Genomic DNA, 15,669 nt, shown 5'->3' with positions numbered 1-15,669 from the left:
AGGTGACGGTTTTAGTGAGAACTGTCCCGACATTTCGGACATTGATCATGGTTGATTCGAGGAAAAACTGTCCCCTGGTGAGGAGAGCACCCGACGGAAGGCTGTCGTCCCGTCGGAACGCCGCACCCCGTCGGAACGCCGCAACCCGTCGGAATGTGGTCATCGCGAGGGGAGGGCGGTCCGCGCCGGGTGGGGTCACCTGCGGCGGGGTGGGGTCACTTGCGGCGGCGGGGGAGGGGGAGGCGTGGTTTGGCGATGGCGGCGCGGAGGGCGTCGTAGGCCTCGTGGGCCGCGACGCGGGACTCCATCGGCGTGGCGTCCGGCGCGCTGCGGTCCGGGGCCGGAACACCGTCGGAGCGCAGCCAGCGCTCGTCCCAGACGACCTGCATCGCGGACTTCCAGATCCCCTTGAGCTCGGCGACCAGCTCGTCGCGGGTCTGCTCGGACTCCTCCTTGCGCTGGTTGCCCGCCGCGACCTGCTCGCCGAGGTCCTTGGCGGTCTCCCGCTCGTGCTTGCGCATCTGCTTGCCCGCGGCCGTGGCCAGCTCCGCCAGCTCGCGGTAGCGCTCCGCCGCCGTCTCAGTCACCGGCTTCCTCCCGCACTCCCGCTTCCGGTTCCGCCGAGCGCTGCTCGGGTTCGGTCGAGCGCTGGGTCGGGACCTCCGGCGCCCCGCCCAGGTCGAAGGGCAGCACCACCTCGGGCCGCGAGTGCACCGAGCGGTCGAAGAACAGGCCGCGACGCGACCGCGGCGACCAGTTCACCGGCTGCCCCGCGGCGAAGGCGCTGAGCTCCTGGCCGTGCACGTCGAAGGCCACCCACGCGCCGATGTCGTCCACCGGACCCATGCCGAGGGTGTTCTTCACCCGCTGCACGCTGCGCCACCAGCCGAGCACGTGCACCCGGGACTCGGGGCCCTGCTTGAGGATCGTGCGCAGCGAGTCCAGCGCGGAGGCCCGCGTGACGGGGTCCTTGCGCTCCAGCGTCGTCTGCGCCGCGTCGACCGCGTAGAGCACCACGCAGTGCCGGACCGGGGACGCGCCCGCGCCGATCTCGGCGGCGATGCCGTCGAGCGTCTCGGAGATCCCGTCCAGCCCGACCAGGTCGACCTGGTGGCCGCGTCCCTCCAGCTCGGTGGCGACCGCGCGCGCGTCGTCGTCCACGTCGTCGAGCAGCGAGCCGATGGTGAACCGGATCGTCCCCGGCTCGTGCTGGCGCGACAGCGACAGCGCCGCCGCACCCAGCGCGCTGGTCGTGTCCTCGGGCACCGAACCGATCACCGCGACGTTGCGGCCCGGCGAGCGCGACAACCGGACCGCGGCGGCGGTGCCCTCGACGTCGATGATCTGCCCGAGCAGCGCGCGCGGCGTGCTCACCGACGTCGTCAGCTTCCGGTAGTCCTCCAGCGCGGAGAGCTTCGGCAGGTTGGAGCCGTCGAACAACCGGGGCGCCAGGGCGCCGGCCGAACGTCGTTTCCACAGCTTCTGCTGCAGCTCGTGGAAGGTGTCGCGGGCGGTGGCGTCCGGCACGCGCGCGATCTCGTTGCCGTGCTTGACACCCGACTCGTGGTTGACCACGGCGTGCCAGCGCGGCAGCTCCATCGCCGCCTGGTTGTGCTCGGTGAGCACCCGCCGCGCCTTGGGCAGCGCGATGCGCAGGATGAACTGCTCGAAGATCGCCGGCTTGCCCCAGAACGCCTCGATGCCGGAGACGTCCTGGCTGGCCAGCACCAGGTGGATGCCCTGCGAACGTCCGCGCCGCGCAACGTCTTCCAGCAGCTTGGTGGCCTGCGCGGTCACCGGGTCGCGGTCGGCGAACAGGTACTGGAACTCGTCGATCACCGCGACGATCCGCGGCCAGCGGCCCTCGGGGTCCTCGGCGCGCAGCTCTTCGAGCTTGGTGACCTCGTGCTGCTTGGCGACGTCGGCACGTCTTCGCATCTCGTCGGCCAGGAACCGCAGCAGCGCCAGGCCGAACTCGCGGTCGGTGTTGACGTTGACGCCCACCAGCTTGGCGTGCGGCAACCAGCTGGGGTCGCGCTTGCCCGGTGTGAACTGGGCGAACGACACGCCCTCCTTGAAGTCCAGCAGGTACAGCTCCAGCTCGTCCGGCGAGTAGCGGGCGGCCATCGCGCCGAGCATGCCGTACAGGAAGTTGGTCTTGCCCGAGCCGCTGGGACCGCCGATGAGGGTGTGCGGGCTGGCGTCGCCGAGCCGCACCCACACCTCCTCGCCCTCGTCGAACCCGACGGGGGCCTGCAGCTCCGAACGCGAGTGGCACTGCCACAGCTCGTCCGGCATCAGGTCGTCGAAGGTGCGCACCCGGGCCCGTCGCGACTCGAAGTCGGTCGCGATCGTCCCGCACGCCTTGGCGGCCTGGCCGCGGGTCGGCGGATCGTCCAGCGCCACAACGGCTTCCGGTCCGGTCATGCTGGTGCGCGCGCGGTTCTCGCCGATCAGCGTGATGGACTCGATGGAGCTGTTGACGGTCAGCGGCAGGTCGACGGTGATCAGCTGGATGCCGCAGGCCAGGCCGTTGCGGGCGATCCGCTGGAGCTGTTGCTGCTGCTCGTCGCGCAGCGGGTTGCCGTTGCCGAACAGCACCGCGATCCGCCACGGCTCGCTGCGCCTGCCGTGCGCGGCGGCCAGCGCGCGCAGCGTGGTGTGCTCGCCGAGCAGGGCGTGGGAGTGGATGCGCTTGATGTGGTCGGAGAGCACGTCGAGCATGTCGCCGAGCCGCGTCGGGTCGTGGGCGGTGAGCAGTCCGGCGCTGCTGAGCGGGTGCAGGTCGGGCAGCGTGCCGGTCAGCCGGGCGACGTCCCAGCTGTGGATCCGCACCTGGCCGGGCTGGAAGTGGCTGATGATGCGCAGCAGCAGGTTCTGCACCAGCGTCTCGGCGGTCTCCGGCACCTCGTCGGTGGTGATGCGCAGGTGCGCGAAGTCCAGCGCCGGGACGACGGCGGGGAAGGACGGCGACAGCGGGGAGTCCGGCACGCTCGCGGTGCCGATGCGCCACAGCTCGGGTGGGTTGGCGGGGTCGCCGTCGCCGGAGCTCCCGAGCCAGGTGTCGAAGGGTTCCGAGGCGCTGCCGGGGGAGTTGGCCTCGACCAGCTTCTCCAGCGACGGCGGGCCCTGCTCGGTCCAGTCCCGGTAGATCTCGTCGCGGTCGGCGAGCGCGCGGGTCAGCGCGGCCTGGAACCGCGGGTCGGCCGGATCGTCGGTGATCTGCTCCGGTTCGCGCTCGGCCTCGGCCGTGCCGAGCTGCGCGATGCGCAGCGCGTGCTCCTGCTCGGCGCAGGTGTCGATCACCTGCTGGTGGGCGTTCTCGGCGGCCCCGAGCGCGTCGGAGATGCTGCGGCGGAGGTGCTCGAAGGCCGATTCGATGCGACTTCGCCGGTCACTGCGTTTCACCACACGCCACCCTCGGACACCGGGTTACGGAACGTGATCAAGGTACCACCTAGGAGTAAGCCCCGCCTAACCCATGCGTGAGCGCGAATCTCGCGCAGTGGGACGGAATTCCTCCGGTTCGAGCGCCCCTAGAGGCGGGTCGAGAAGTCGCGGATCGTGCTCAGCACCAGGTCGATCATGCGCTGCGCCCGTTCGACCTGGTCGTGGGTGCGGGGGAGTCCCGGAGGTAGGACGGTTTCCGGGTGCTCGGGGTCGAGCTGGACGAGCGCCTGCCGGGCCTCGTCGAGCTTGCCCTGGCAGGTGCCCAGGTGGGCACCCGCCTCTTCGAGCCTGCGCTCGATCTCCTGCAGCGCCTGGAGGAGTTCGTCGAGGGAGGACACGGTTACAGCCGTCCGGCGTAGCTCTCGGTGGAGGTGATCGTCGCCTGCAGCGTGCCCTGCGCTCCGCTGAGGGTCTGCAGGACCTCGGCGAGCATGCCGTAGGCGTGCTGCATCTCGTCCTGAGCGGTTCCCTGGATGGCGCCGGAGAGCGCGGCCTGGGCCTCTTCGAGGACGAGCGCGGTCTGCTGGATGGCCGCGACGCCTTCCTGCATCTTCTGGTTGGCCAGCGAGATGCCCGCGCGAACTTCTTCCACGCCTGCCATGGATGTGGTCCTCTCCCAGGGCGGTACGACTCTGTAACGATGCACAACGTAGTGCCCGAGCAAGATCACCGCGCGGCCGGGGCCCGCCCTTGTTGATCATTGTTCGGTCGTGGCGGGCGGGCATGTTCGAGTCGGTTGTCTACTGTGGATTGTTGGGCAGCGGGGCGCGCTCGGCCTCTTCCGACCACGTCTCGATGAGCAGCCGCTCGCCCGCCGGGACGAGCTCGCCGACCAGCTCCGGGTCGTCGACCACCGACCACGCCGTCGGCGGTGCGCAGGCGACGCGGTGGCGGGCGTACTCCGGCCCGAGCTCGCGCAGGAAGTTGCGCACGACGCGGGACAGCGCGGCCACGTGCCAGCCGGTCTCGCCGGTGCCGCGGCTCATGGTCAGCGCCCAGCAGCCGGGTTCCTCGTCGGAGCAGTCGGCGGCGGTGATCACCCGGCCGTCGATCCGTCTGACCAGGCCCTCGCAGGCTTTCCGCGCCGAGGCTTCGTCCTGGGCTCCGACGACGACCGTGATGTGCAGTTCGAGCTCGCTGTGCGCTTCCATCGCGGAGGATTCTTCCGCATGAGCCCGCGAGTTCGAACCGCCGAGGCGGTCAGGAGTTGATCTCGCTCTCGTCGTCGGCGAGGCCGTAGTAGGCGTAGAGGTCGCGGCCCTCGGTGTCGGTGAGCCGGCCGCCGATCGCCTCGACGGTGGGTGCGTTGCGGATCGTCGCGCGGGTCACCGGGATCTCCAGCCGGTTCTCCGCCTTGGTGGCGCCGTCGAGCGGCACGAAGGTCTCCTTGATGCCCAGCAGGCCCAGCCGCACCGTGACCCATTCGGGTTGGTTGGTGTGATCGTCGACGTAGACGTTGCCGACCCGGCCGACCCGGTTGCCGTCCTGATCGAAAACCGGTGTCCCGATCAGATCTTGCGCGCGCTCGACGTTCATGACAGCCCCCCGCTCTCCGGACTTCAAGCTGCCCGGGAGAGCGGGGGGCTGCAACCGCGCAAGCGACACGCCTCACCCGATCGAGTAATGATCGTCAGTATTAGTAACGGCTCTAAGAATTCAGCGCTCGTCCGATGAAGTTGTGCACATCGGCCATGACCTCGGCCTTGTTCGTCTCGTTGAACAGCTCGTGGCGGGCGCCCGGGTAGATGTGCTCGTGGAACTCGTGGCCGCGGATCCGGTCGATGCCGGTGCGCGTGTCCGCCTCCGGCACCAGCTCGTCGTCCTCGCCGTGGATCCACAGTGTCGGGATCTCCAGCGTCGGGCCCTCGTTGATCGCCAGCAGGCAGTCGTCGATGGCCCGCAGCGTCGCGCGCTTGAACGGCCCGTGCCACACCAGCTCGTCGGCCAGGTAGGCCGCGCCGACCTCCGGGTCCCGCGACAGCGTCGCCGGGTCGATGGGGGTGTCCGGGATCTCGTCGTGCTCCAGCAGGTCCAGCACGTGCCAGGTGCCCAGCACCGGCCCCGACAGCACCACCGCGGCCAGCTGCCGCTGGTGCTCCTGAGCGAAGCGCGCAGCGAGCATGCCGCCCATCGAGTGCCCGATCAGCACCACCGGCAGGTCCGGGTGCTGCGCGGTGACCTCGCGCCGCAGCGCCTCCAGGTCACCGACCAGCACCTCGGCGTCCTCGTAGTGGACCCGGTCGCCCGGGGAACGGCCGTGGCCGATGTGGTCCGGCGCCCAGACCAGCGCCCGGGCGTGCACCAGCTGCTCCGCGACCCACTGGTAGCGCCCGGAGTGCTCGCCGTAGCCGTGCGCGATCAGCGCGATCCACCCCGGGTTCTCCGCCGACCACTCCCGCACGGCCAGCGGCCCCAGGCTCCCGGCCACCTCGCGATCAGTTGACTCGATCATGTGGCCACCACAGCACAAACCCACTGCCGCGGCCACCACCTCCGGAGGGAGTTTCCGCGGTCGTCTTGCCCGGCGGTGCGGGTGGCGGAACCTGAGACGCCGTGTGGCCTCCGTGCGCCGCTCCTGATGTGTGCCAAGACACGGCGTCCCGGCGTACTCGCCGGACGACGTCTCAGAACCCGCGGCGGTGCGGGCTGCGAGGGTGGTCTTCACGCCTCGCGGCCGCGCTGCTCGCGCGCTGGCCCGGCTGGGAGTGCTCCCGGGGCTCAGCCCTGGTGGTAGGCGGTCTCGTCGAGGGATCCGCCGCCGCACACGGCGTCGCCGGTCCAGGGGACCGGGAGCCAATCGGTCTCGTCGGGCGGGATGACCTCCAGGCCGGTGGCCGTCGGCTGGCACGGGTAGCCCTCGTCGCCGTGCGGGACGGCGCTCCAGTGCAGCGTCGCCGACGCCGACTCGCCCGGGTCCAGGCCGATGAGCGTCGGGCCCGGGTTGGCGGTGCGGGTGACCTCGGTCGGCAGCGGGTTGCCCGCGTCGTCGACCAGCTGCATCCCGCCGTAGCCGTAGAGCGTGCAGTAGGAGCCGCTGGAGTTGGTCAGCGTCAGGTCCGCGTAGCGCTGGCCCGCGCCCGCCTCGACCCGCGACATGCTGCCGCTGAGCTGCGAGGTGTGGCAGCGCGGATCGCGCGGTTGCGGCGCGTCCTGCGCGTGGGCCGGCAGCGCCGAGCCCGCCAGGGCTCCGGCGGCCAGCAGGCCTGCGGACGTCTGCAGAATGCGTGCTCCGATGTGCCGGTTCACGGCCATCACCCCCGTTCCCGCCGCCCCAGCGGGTTCGTGTGCGGGCTGTTGTGTGCGGGCCCTCTCGCGGGCCCTCTGCGTTCGGGACTCTGCTGTTGAGTAGACGTCCGCCGGCGGAAATGGTTGCCCGCGCCGGGAAATCGGCGGTGCTTTCGCGGGTCCGCCCTCACTGTGCATCGCGTGAAGGAAACTCGCGACTAGGATCAGTGGATAGCGCGACCGGGTGAGTAGGAATACGCACTGATTGCATTGCGTGGGGCTTTCCTCGGGCTTTCGGCCCTTGATCTTAACCCGAATGGCGGAACTTCCTGTTTCTCCGGCTTCGATAGTTTGAGCAGTGCCAGAGGTCAGAAGTCAGTGCGGCCAGAAGTGCAGGGGGTAAATCATGGCCGAACGCATTCCCGGTATCGACGTCGCGAGATACCAGGGGGAACCGGACTGGGGAGCCGTGCGCGGCGCCGGTTACGTCTTCACCTACATCAAGGCGACCGAGGGCATCGGTTACGTCAGTCCCACGCTCGACTCCCAGCTCAACGGAGCGCGCGGGGCCGGGATGGTCACCGGGCTCTACCACTTCGCCAGGCCCGACACCAACGCTCCGCAGCAGGAGGCCGCCGACTTCGCCGCGCAGCTGGCGCGGACGAACTCCGCCGGGCCCGGCAACCTCCCGCCGTGCCTGGACATGGAGACCGACGCGCCCAACCTGGGCGGGTGGATCAAGGGGTTCATCGACGCGCTGCGCGGCCACACCGGCCGCAACGAGATCGTCGTCTACGCGTCCAGCTCGTGGTTCCAGGACAAGCTCGCCACCGACACCTGGATCGACCCGGGCGTGTTCCTGTGGGTCGCGCACTACGGGCGCAACCCCGGTGAGCCCGGGTACATGACCGACCGCGTCGTGATCCACCAGCACGCCTCCGACGGGCAGGTCCCCGGCATCGGCGGCGACACCGACCTCAACGTCTCGCTGGTTCCGCTGGAGGTGCTCACCGGGGCGGGCGCCCCGCCGCCTCCGCCGCCCGCGCCGCCGCAGGAGACCTACGTGGTGCAGCCCGGTGACACGCTGTCGGACATCGGCGCCAAGCTCGGCGTCGACTGGCGGGAGATCGCGCGGGTGAACGGAATCGCCGACCCGGATCTGATCTACGTGGGGCAGGTCCTCAAGATTCCACGCTGAGATTCCTCTCAGTTCGAGCCCGGCATCGAGTGGTGAAAACCGGTGCCGGGCTTCGCATTTCCGCGATCTCATTTCCTTTCGGAAAAGGTTGGTCACGGATCACCGGTTACCGGTTCCGCCGCGATCAACTCGGGTTACCGTTTTCGTGAACATCACCCGAGTTGGAGGTGAACGCGATGGCGGACGTCGCTGTGCTGGTCCGGGCCCACTGGACTCGCGGTGAGCCCGGTAGGGAAGCGCCGGGCGAGCTGGTCACGGCGCTGTATCGCTGGTGGGTCGTCGCGATGGTGCTCAAGATCCTCGGCGCCACCTGGGACATCTGCTGGCACTTCCGCTGGTTGCGGGACGACCTGGCACCGCCGCACCTGCTCAACTCGGTCGGCACCGTGATGGTGATCGGGCTGGTGGTCTTCCACAGCTACACCGGCATCGGCGTCGACAAGGTCACGCTGCGCTGGATGCAGTGGGGGCTGGGGATCTTTCTCGTCGCCGCGCCGCTGGACGTGATCAACCACCGGGTCAACGGCCTGGACATCACCGCCTGGAGCCCGTCGCACGCGCTGCTGTACCTGGGCACCGGGATGATGAGCATCGGACTGCTGCTCGGCTGGTACCGGCAGGGCCGCTCCGACCGGTACTACTACCCGATCACGTACTTCCTGTGGTTCACCGTGCTGGACAACTTCATGTTCCTCAACCAGCACCAGGAGTACGGCGTGCTCGGGCTGGCCGCCTGGGAGCGCGGCGCGCCCTACGCCGAGGACAGCCTGCTGCAGTTCGCCGCCGACCAGCTGCACCGGCCGCTGGACTACATCGCGGTGGAGAACTTCACGCTGCCCACGCCCGACTGGCTCTACCCGGTCTGGGCGGTGCTGACCGGGCTCGGGACGCTGCTGCTCGCGCGGACCCTCGTCGGCCGCCGCTGGACGGCCACCACGATCGCCGCCGGGTACCTGGTGTTCCGCTGCGTGGCGTGGGCGCTGCTGGCCGCTGCCGATTTCCCGATCTCGACGGTCCCGTTCTTCCTGCTCATCGGGGCTCTGGCCATCGACATGTCCGCTCAGCTGATCACCCGGCTGCGGCCGCTGATCGGTGCGGCTGCGGTGACGGCCGCGGCCTACGCGGCGCTGTGGCTGCAGGACGCCTACATCGCCGCACCGCCGTCGGACTACGCGTCCGCGCTGTACGTGGTGGTGGTGCTCGCCGCGATGTGGTGGCTGTTCGAGCACCTCGGCTCGGGGGTGCGCCGCATCGAGCGGCACCTGGCGGCGATCCGCGACCGGCGGGGCCGCGGTCTCAGCCCCCGCTGAGACCGGTCAGACGATCACGGGCGCCCGGGAGAGGACGACACCGAGGCCGTAGGCGACGCCCATCACCGCGACCTCGACGGCCACCCAGGTCAGCAGCGCGGTCCGCTCCTGCCGTGCGAGGCGCGGCAGGAGCCGGAAGCGCATCTGGGCGCCGATCGCGCCGAGCAGCACCAGGCAGATGAGCTTGCCGACGAGGATCTGGCCGTACTGGGTGGTGACCAGGCCGATCAGCCCCACGTTCGGGGTGATGACCAGCTCCATCAGGCCGTTGAACAGCCCCGAGGCGCCGACCACGAGCAGCGCCAGCCCGGCGAGCTTGGAGAAGCGCGGCATGGCCTCGGCGAGCAGTCCGCGCCGCGGTGCGACCAGCAGCGCCACCGCGGCCAGGCCGCCGACCCACATGGCCGCGCCGACCACGTGTAGCTCCATCGAGATCATGCTGAAGTCGTGGTACTGCCAGTCGGTGGCGTGCCCGGTCAGCGGCATCGGCAGCAGCCCGAGCAGGGCGACGATGGTGCGCAGCTCGGTGGGCACCGACTCGCCGAAGCGGACCGCGAGCAAACCCACCAGCGCGCACAGCAGGCCCGCGCCCGCGCTGGTGAGCAGACCGGGTCCGGCCGGGACGTTGTTGACGTAGTCGACGAGCAGCCCGGTGGTGGCCGCGGCCCCGGGGCTGGCCTCCATGGCCTGCAGGACCAGCGAGAACAGCGCGGCGAGCATCCACACCAGGGCGGCGACCACGGTGAGCCGGCGGGCCTGGGCGAGCACCGGTTCGGTGTGCTCGGGCCGGTCGAAGCCGACGAGCTTGGGCAGCATCGACAGGCCGACCGTGGCCAGCGCGGCCAGGTCCAGCACGGCTCGCGCGACCGGGATGCCGAAGCGGACCAGGGGCGGCAGCGCGGGAAGTCCGGGGATGGTGCCGACGTCGGTGTAGGCCGTGGCGGCCAGCGCGGCCAGCAGCGCGGCGCCCACCAGGGCCACGGCGACCAGTGCTTTCGCGGCACGCGGGCGGTCCCGCACTGCCTGCTCTTTCCCGGATGTCGCTTCGCGCACTGCCACGTTCCGCATGATGTCACCCGAACGTGCGTGCGGAGGTCGGAGTCCGACTGAGATCACTCCTCGTGATGGAAATGTTCCCGAGAGCGAGTGCGGCGTGGCGGCGTGATGTTCTCCCCATGTCGTTTGGATCACCGTTTCCGGCGCCCGATTGTTGATCTTCATTTTCGCTGATCTGCCTGCTCCAAAGGCATGTTCGGGGAAATGGTTCGCATGCGAGGCAATTGCCGGGAGCGGGCTGCGGAGGTGAGGGCACGGTTGTGCGATGTGTTGCTGACAAAGTCCTCAGCCTCGTTGTTCTAGAGTCGGCGGCGTGATTCCGGCCGACGTCGACGCACTTGTGCGCACCAGCAGCGCTGCGCACGGGCTCGATTCGCCGGGGCGTCGCGGAGTGTTCACCGGATCGATTGCCGCGAATTCCGCTCAAAGTCGGACCGGCGGTGAAGAATTCGTGCTTCGCTGTGATCTCCGGTGCGCGGAACTGCGGGATCACCCGGGGTTCACCCGGAGACCGTCGGGGAACCCCGCGGGAGCCGCTGGATCCGGTCTTCGCAGCCAGACGCCGGGAGCGCGGCGCGGCGGCGGAGCGCGGCCGAGGTCGGCCGCTGAGGTGCGGGGCCCGATGGCCTCAGGGAAATTGGGGGTCCGGCCCCGGATGCGAGCCGGGCTCGCGAGACGCGAGATTGAGCGGTGTGGACGGACAGGGTGTCATGCAACGCGCGCTAGGGCGTGATCCGCGATGACCGCACTTGCGGTGGTGCTGGCGGCGCTGGGCGCCTGCGGATACGCCTTCGGAGCGCGGCTGCAGCACGCGGCCGTGCACGCCACGATGGCCGGTGGCGGCCTCGGGCTCCGCAGTCAGGCCCAGCTCGTGCGCAACCCGCGCTGGCTCGCCGGACTCGCGGCCCTGGGCAGCGGCGCCGCGCTGCACGTGAGCGCGCTGGGGCTGGCCCCGCTGAGCGTGGTGCAGCCGATCGGCGTGCTCGCCCTGCCGATCACCGTGCTGCTCAACCTGCGCGAGCAGGGCTACACCCGGCGCGACGTGCACCCCAGCATGGTGCTGGCGGTGCTGGCCGCGACCGGTGGTCTGGCGGTGTTCGTGCTGCTGGCCGCCGGCAGCGCCACGCCCACCCCGGTCGGCGAGGACGACCAGTTCACCGCCACCCAGATCGTGGCCGTGGCGGTGCTGCTGATCGGCCTCGTCGCCGCCGCGACCCGCTCGAAGGTGCGCTGCGTGCTCTTCGCCGCCGGCTGCGCCGTGGCCTACGGGTACGTGTCGCTGATGGCCCGCGCCGTGGCCCAGCAGGTCGGCACCGGGGACCTGCTGGCGATCAACCTCCTGTCCGTGCTCGGCATCGCGGTCGCGATGGTGGTGGGCGGCTGGCTGCTGCAGCACGGCTACGCCAGCGGCCCGCCCGACCTGGTCGTGGCGTGCCTGACCGTCATCGACCCGCTGGTGGCCGTGGGCCTGGGCATCGGACTGCTCGGCGAGGCCGACCACGTCAGCGGCTGGGTCGCCGCCTCCGAGGCGCTGTGCGCCCTGGTGGCCTGCGCCGGGGTGTTCGCCCTGGCCCGCCACCACCCCGACACCACCGAGCGCAGCACGTCGGAGACGCTGGGAGTGGCCCCGCCCGGGGATCGCACGGCCACGCCAGCACCCACCACCGGGCCCACCACCGGGTCCGCGAACGAAGTTCCCGCCGGTACCGCCGGACACCGCACGTCCCCTCGTCCTAACGGGAGTTCCTCTTGACTTCGCAACCGTCGCGCAGGCGCCCGCTGCGGATCGTGGTCGGTGCGACCACCTACCCGCCGCACGTCAACGGTGCCGCCAACTTCGGGCACCGGCTGGCCACGGGCCTGTCCGCCCGCGGGCACGAGGTGCACGTGGTGTGCCACTCCGACACCCGTGAGCCGCGCACCGAGGTCGAGGACGGCGTGCTGGTGCACCGGGTCGGCTCCTACAGCTCGCCCTTCCACCCGACGATCCGCGGCCTGATGCCGTGGCAGGCGGGGCAGGCCGACGCGCTGCTGGAGGAGATCCAGCCCGACATCGTGCACGTGCAGTCGCACTTCTTCATCTGCCGCGGCCTGATCGACTCCGCCCGCCGGCGCGGCATCGGGCTGGTGGCGACCAACCACTTCATGCCGGAGAACATCTTCGGCTACTTCAAGATCCCCCCGTTCCTGCAGAACGCCGCCGGGCGCCTGCTCTGGCACAACCTGGTCAAGCACTACCGCAAGGCGCAGATCGTCACGGCGCCCACGCCGCGCGCCGTGCAGCTGCTGCAGGACAACGGCTTCGACCGCACCGCGCTGCCGGTCTCCTGCGGCATCGACGTCGAGCGCTACCGCGTCCCGGCCGAGCGCTTCCGCGAGCAGAACCCGGACCCGCAGCCGCGGACCGTGCTGTTCGTCGGCAGGCTCGACGAGGAGAAGCACATCGACGACCTGCTGCGCGCCATGTCCCTGCTGCGCACCGAGGCCGAGACCCGCCTGGAGATCGTCGGCAACGGCGCTCGCCGCGAGGCCTTCGAGCAGCTCGCCACCGAGCTCGGCATCGCCGAGCGGGTGCACTTCCACGGCTTCCTCAGCGACGAGGAGCTGCTGGAGGCCTACGCCCGCGCGGACCTGTTCTGCATGCCCAGCATCGCCGAGCTGCAGAGCCTGGCCACGATGGAGGCCATGTCGGCGGGCACGCCGGTCGTGCTCGCCAACGCGATGGCCCTGCCGCACCTGTGCCGCCCGGGCGAGAACGGCTGGCTGTACGCGCCGCGCGACGTGCACGCCCTGGCCGCGGCGATCGACGACGTGCTCGACGACCGCGCCACCATCGACCGGATGGGCCAGGCCAGCCAGCGGCTGGTCGCGCGGCACGACATCGACCAGATCCTCGGCCGGTTCGAGTCGCTGTACCACCACGTGATCGACCCGAACAGCGCCGTCGAGCTCGACGAGATCAGCACCGAGCTGGCGAGCTGACCATGAGCCTTCCTGATCTGCACCCAGCGGAGCGTGTAGCTCGGATCAACGGCTCCGACCTGCACTACTGGATCTACCGCGAGGAGCTGGGATCCTCGGTCGAGACGGTGCTGCTCGTGCACGGGCTGCGCGGCACGCACCACGGCCTGGAGCTCATCGCCGCAGGTCTGGAGGGGCGTCGCGTCGTGATCCCGGACCTGCCCGGGTTCGGGGACTCCGGGCCGATGGCAGGCAAGCACGACGTCACCGGCTACGCCGAGGCCCTCGTCGAGCTGCTCGACCGCCTCGGTGCGGCCGAACATCCGATCGTGCTGATCGGGCACTCCTTCGGTTCGATCGTGTCCTCCCGTCTGGCGGCGATGCGCCCGTCGCTGATCCGTCGGCTGGTGCTGATCAATCCCATCGCGCAGTCCGCGCTGCGCGGACCGCACGCCGCGGTGGCCGGGCTGACCGCCGCCTACTACTCGCTCGGGGAGCGGCTGCCCTCCCGCGCCGGGCGGTCGCTGCTGACCAACCGCTGGGTGGTGCTGGCGGCCAGCCGGGCGATGACCCGAACCAGGGACAAGAAGCTGCGCGGCTTCATCGACGACAACCACCTGCGGCACTTCAGCCGCTTCCACTCGCCCGCCGTGGTCAACCAGTCGTTCCAGGCGTCGGTGACGCACACCGTGACCGACTACGCCGACCAGCTGCGGATGCCGGTGCTGCTGGTGGCCGGGGAGCACGACGAGATCGCTCCGCTGCCCGGGCAGCGCGCGCTGGCTGAACGCCTGCCCGATGCCGAGCTCGTGGTGATCTCCGACGTGGGGCACCTGGTGCACTACGAGACCCCCGACGCCGCGGCGGTCGAGATCCAGCGGTTCCTCAACCGCGCTGATCGCGGCACTCCCGGGATCCCGGAGCAGCAGCGATGAACCTCGTGGTCGACGCGCGCTGGACGCGCACCGATCAGCACGACGGCATCAGCCGCTACGGTGCGAGTCTCGTCGAAGCCCTGCACCGGCTGCATCCCGTGACGATGCTGATCCACGACGAGCGGCAGCTGGAGCTGCTGCCCGACGGCGTTCCCCACGTGCTGATCAACAGCCCGTTCTCGCCGCGCGAGCTGTGGGTCTCGCGCACCCTGAACCGGCTCGGGGCCGACGTGGTGTTCAGCCCGCTGCAGATCATCGGTGGTTTCCGGCGCGACTACCGGCTGGTGCTCACGCTGCACGACCTCATCTACTACCGGCACCCGGAACCGCCGGGGTTCCTGCCGAAGCCGGTGAAGGTCGCCTGGCGGCTGTACCACAAGGCCTTCTGGCCGCAGCGCGTCATGCTCAACCGGGCCGACGCCGTGGTGACCGTCAGCGAGACCACGCGACGGCTCATCCGGCGCCACCGGCTGACCCGCAGGCCGGTCGCGGTGGTGCCGAACGCGCCCCAGCAGCAGCCCGAGCAGGACGCACCGGACGCTCCGGCCGGCGGGCCGCGCGAGCTCGTGTACATGGGTTCGTTCATGCCGTACAAGGACGTCGAAACGCTGCTGGCGGGCATGGCTTTCCTCCCGGGATACCGACTGCACCTGGTCAGCCGGATCGCGCCGCAGCGCGAGGCCGAGCTGGTCGAGCAGGTGCCGCCGGGGGCGGACGTGGTGTTCTGGCGGGGGATCGGGGAGGACGACTACCAGCGGCTGCTGGCTCGGGCGAGCGCGCTGGTGACGGCGTCGCGGGACGAGGGTTTCGGGTTGCCGGTCATCGAGGCGATGAACGCGGGGACACCGGTGGTCTGCAGCGATCTGGAGATCTTCCACGAGGTCACCGGCGGGCACGCGCGGTTCTTCGACTCGGGGAGGCCGAAGGACTTCGCCGATGCCGTGCGTTCGCTGGAGGACGACGCGGTGCGCGCCGACCTCGTCGCGGCGGCCCTGACCCAGGCGGCGAAGTTCACCTGGCACAACTCCGCCGAACGACTCCTGGAACTGGTGCGAGGGCTGGCCGCGACTTCGCGTCAGTGAGTCCAGACCTTGATGGCCCGCGCGACGTACTCGGCCTGCGGGGTCTGCGAACCCGTTGGGTGCGTGTCGAAATCGGCCTCCTCGTCGCAGTGCGGGTCCTGGTACACGGTCACCGGATGGCCGGTGCTGTTGGCGAAGGACTTGGCTTCCCAACCGGTTTCGAGCGCGACGCACTGCTCGATGCCGGTGGCGCGCAAGGTGAGCTCGCGCGTCTCGCCGCCGAACCCGGGTTCCGGCCAGACGCAGAAAGAGCCTGCGGCGCACCGGTTCTCGGTCGCGTCGGCCGTCGGTCCGGTGAGCAGCGCGGCCAGTGACAACGCCACCGCGAGCGCCAGGGCGAGCGCGAAGGACGGTCGGAACCGGTGGGCGAGGGCGTGGCTTGGCATGGCGGAAATTCCTCTCGATGCGGGGGTTTCGATCCGATCGCGACGTCATCCGCCGCGCTGAGGAAA

At 70.4% G+C, this 15,669-nt stretch carries 16 protein-coding genes; 6 read left to right on the top strand and 10 right to left on the bottom strand.

Annotation, left to right across the window (positions count from 1 at the left end; translation table 11 throughout):
- Positions 1–215 precede the first annotated feature (215 nt).
- From REH65_RS15075 to REH65_RS15040, 8 genes are all read right to left on the bottom strand, one after another.
- Positions 216–587, bottom strand: a complete 372-nt coding sequence (locus REH65_RS15075; RefSeq protein WP_406692900.1) for a hypothetical protein — start codon at positions 585–587, stop codon at positions 216–218.
- Positions 580–3,411: an FtsK/SpoIIIE domain-containing protein gene (locus tag REH65_RS15070; protein ID WP_406692899.1), complete on the bottom strand. Its 2,832-nt coding sequence runs from the start codon at positions 3,409–3,411 to the stop codon at positions 580–582. The genes REH65_RS15075 and REH65_RS15070 overlap by 8 nt, the downstream gene beginning before the upstream one ends.
- 125 nt (positions 3,412–3,536) lie before the next feature.
- On the bottom strand, positions 3,537–3,788 hold the full coding sequence (locus REH65_RS15065; protein ID WP_406692898.1) for a hypothetical protein: 252 nt from the start codon (positions 3,786–3,788) through the stop codon (positions 3,537–3,539).
- A gap of 2 nt (positions 3,789–3,790) precedes the next feature.
- Positions 3,791–4,051 carry a hypothetical protein gene (locus REH65_RS15060; protein WP_281457884.1) on the bottom strand — a complete coding sequence of 87 codons (261 nt, stop codon included), beginning with the start codon at positions 4,049–4,051 and terminating at the stop codon, positions 3,791–3,793.
- Positions 4,052–4,190: 139 nt separating this feature from the next.
- The gene (locus tag REH65_RS15055) at positions 4,191–4,601 is read right to left on the bottom strand and encodes a hypothetical protein (protein WP_406692897.1); all 411 of its coding nucleotides are present in this window, start codon (positions 4,599–4,601) and stop codon (positions 4,191–4,193) included.
- 49 nt (positions 4,602–4,650) lie between these two features.
- Positions 4,651–4,986, bottom strand: coding sequence for a PRC-barrel domain-containing protein (locus tag REH65_RS15050; protein WP_406692896.1), 336 nt, complete (start codon positions 4,984–4,986; stop codon positions 4,651–4,653).
- 112 nt (positions 4,987–5,098) lie between these two features.
- Complete coding sequence (locus REH65_RS15045) at positions 5,099–5,902, bottom strand: alpha/beta hydrolase (RefSeq protein WP_281457881.1); 804 nt, start codon at positions 5,900–5,902, stop codon at positions 5,099–5,101.
- A gap of 266 nt (positions 5,903–6,168) precedes the next feature.
- A complete protein-coding gene (locus REH65_RS15040) occupies positions 6,169–6,696 on the bottom strand; it encodes a DUF4232 domain-containing protein (protein ID WP_406692895.1) in 528 nt (175 codons plus the stop codon).
- A gap of 385 nt (positions 6,697–7,081) precedes the next feature.
- Here REH65_RS15040 and REH65_RS15035 point away from each other — a divergent pair, with 385 nt between their 5' ends.
- Together REH65_RS15035 and REH65_RS15030 are read left to right on the top strand one after the other, a co-directional pair.
- Entirely contained in the window at positions 7,082–7,873 is a 792-nt protein-coding gene (locus tag REH65_RS15035; RefSeq protein ID WP_281457879.1) for a GH25 family lysozyme, read from the top strand.
- A gap of 176 nt (positions 7,874–8,049) precedes the next feature.
- Positions 8,050–9,183, top strand: coding sequence for a hypothetical protein (locus REH65_RS15030; RefSeq protein WP_406692894.1), 1,134 nt, complete (start codon positions 8,050–8,052; stop codon positions 9,181–9,183).
- A gap of 6 nt (positions 9,184–9,189) precedes the next feature.
- Here the strand turns inward: REH65_RS15030 and REH65_RS15025 are convergent, their stop codons facing one another.
- Positions 9,190–10,242 carry a copper resistance D family protein gene (locus REH65_RS15025; RefSeq protein ID WP_406692893.1) on the bottom strand — a complete coding sequence of 351 codons (1,053 nt, stop codon included), beginning with the start codon at positions 10,240–10,242 and terminating at the stop codon, positions 9,190–9,192.
- A 736-nt stretch (positions 10,243–10,978) separates the two neighbouring features.
- Here REH65_RS15025 and REH65_RS15020 point away from each other — a divergent pair.
- From REH65_RS15020 to REH65_RS15005, 4 genes are read left to right on the top strand one after another with little or no spacing between them, the layout of a single operon-like run.
- Positions 10,979–11,992 (top strand): hypothetical protein, encoded by a 1,014-nt coding sequence (locus REH65_RS15020; protein WP_406692892.1) that lies wholly within the window; start codon positions 10,979–10,981, stop codon positions 11,990–11,992.
- Positions 11,989–13,221, top strand: a complete 1,233-nt coding sequence (locus REH65_RS15015; protein WP_406692891.1) for a glycosyltransferase — start codon at positions 11,989–11,991, stop codon at positions 13,219–13,221. The genes REH65_RS15020 and REH65_RS15015 overlap by 4 nt, the downstream gene beginning before the upstream one ends.
- Before the next feature lie 2 nt (positions 13,222–13,223).
- Complete coding sequence (locus REH65_RS15010; RefSeq protein ID WP_406692890.1) at positions 13,224–14,135, top strand: alpha/beta fold hydrolase; 912 nt, start codon at positions 13,224–13,226, stop codon at positions 14,133–14,135.
- The gene (locus REH65_RS15005) at positions 14,132–15,217 is read left to right on the top strand and encodes a glycosyltransferase family 4 protein (RefSeq protein ID WP_406692889.1); all 1,086 of its coding nucleotides are present in this window, start codon (positions 14,132–14,134) and stop codon (positions 15,215–15,217) included. Before REH65_RS15010 ends, REH65_RS15005 begins: the two co-directional genes overlap by 4 nt.
- On the opposite strand, the gene REH65_RS15000 is transcribed toward REH65_RS15005, so the two are convergent.
- Positions 15,211–15,603, bottom strand: coding sequence for a peptidase inhibitor family I36 protein (locus REH65_RS15000; RefSeq protein WP_406692888.1), 393 nt, complete (start codon positions 15,601–15,603; stop codon positions 15,211–15,213). The two genes, REH65_RS15005 and REH65_RS15000, sit on opposite strands and share 7 nt — an antisense overlap.
- Positions 15,604–15,669: the final 66 nt, after the last annotated feature.

It is taken from the genome of Saccharopolyspora sp. ID03-671 (assembly GCF_045278815.1).
In the GTDB taxonomy this organism is placed as follows: Bacteria; Actinomycetota; Actinomycetes; order Mycobacteriales; family Pseudonocardiaceae; genus Saccharopolyspora; species Saccharopolyspora ipomoeae.
Note: the sequence above shows the minus strand (reverse complement) of the source record. Positions and strands in the feature narration are given on the sequence as shown.

Bases quoted from the DNA above. Each gene is read 5' to 3' on its own strand.
- REH65_RS15060 (WP_281457884.1), bottom strand. From the start codon at position 4,051: ATGGCAGGCGTGGAAGAAGTTCGCGCGGGCATCTCGCTGGCCAACCAG.
- REH65_RS15055 (WP_406692897.1), bottom strand. From the start codon at position 4,601: ATGGAAGCGCACAGCGAGCTCGAACTGCACATCACGGTCGTCGTCGGA.
- REH65_RS15050 (WP_406692896.1), bottom strand. From the start codon at position 4,986: ATGAACGTCGAGCGCGCGCAAGATCTGATCGGGACACCGGTTTTCGAT.
- REH65_RS15045 (WP_281457881.1), bottom strand. From the start codon at position 5,902: ATGATCGAGTCAACTGATCGCGAGGTGGCCGGGAGCCTGGGGCCGCTG.
- REH65_RS15035 (WP_281457879.1), top strand. From the start codon at position 7,082: ATGGCCGAACGCATTCCCGGTATCGACGTCGCGAGATACCAGGGGGAA.
- REH65_RS15030 (WP_406692894.1), top strand. From the start codon at position 8,050: ATGGCGGACGTCGCTGTGCTGGTCCGGGCCCACTGGACTCGCGGTGAG.
- REH65_RS15020 (WP_406692892.1), top strand. From the start codon at position 10,979: ATGACCGCACTTGCGGTGGTGCTGGCGGCGCTGGGCGCCTGCGGATAC.
- REH65_RS15010 (WP_406692890.1), top strand. From the start codon at position 13,224: ATGAGCCTTCCTGATCTGCACCCAGCGGAGCGTGTAGCTCGGATCAAC.
- REH65_RS15005 (WP_406692889.1), top strand. From the start codon at position 14,132: ATGAACCTCGTGGTCGACGCGCGCTGGACGCGCACCGATCAGCACGAC.
- REH65_RS15000 (WP_406692888.1), bottom strand. From the start codon at position 15,603: ATGCCAAGCCACGCCCTCGCCCACCGGTTCCGACCGTCCTTCGCGCTC.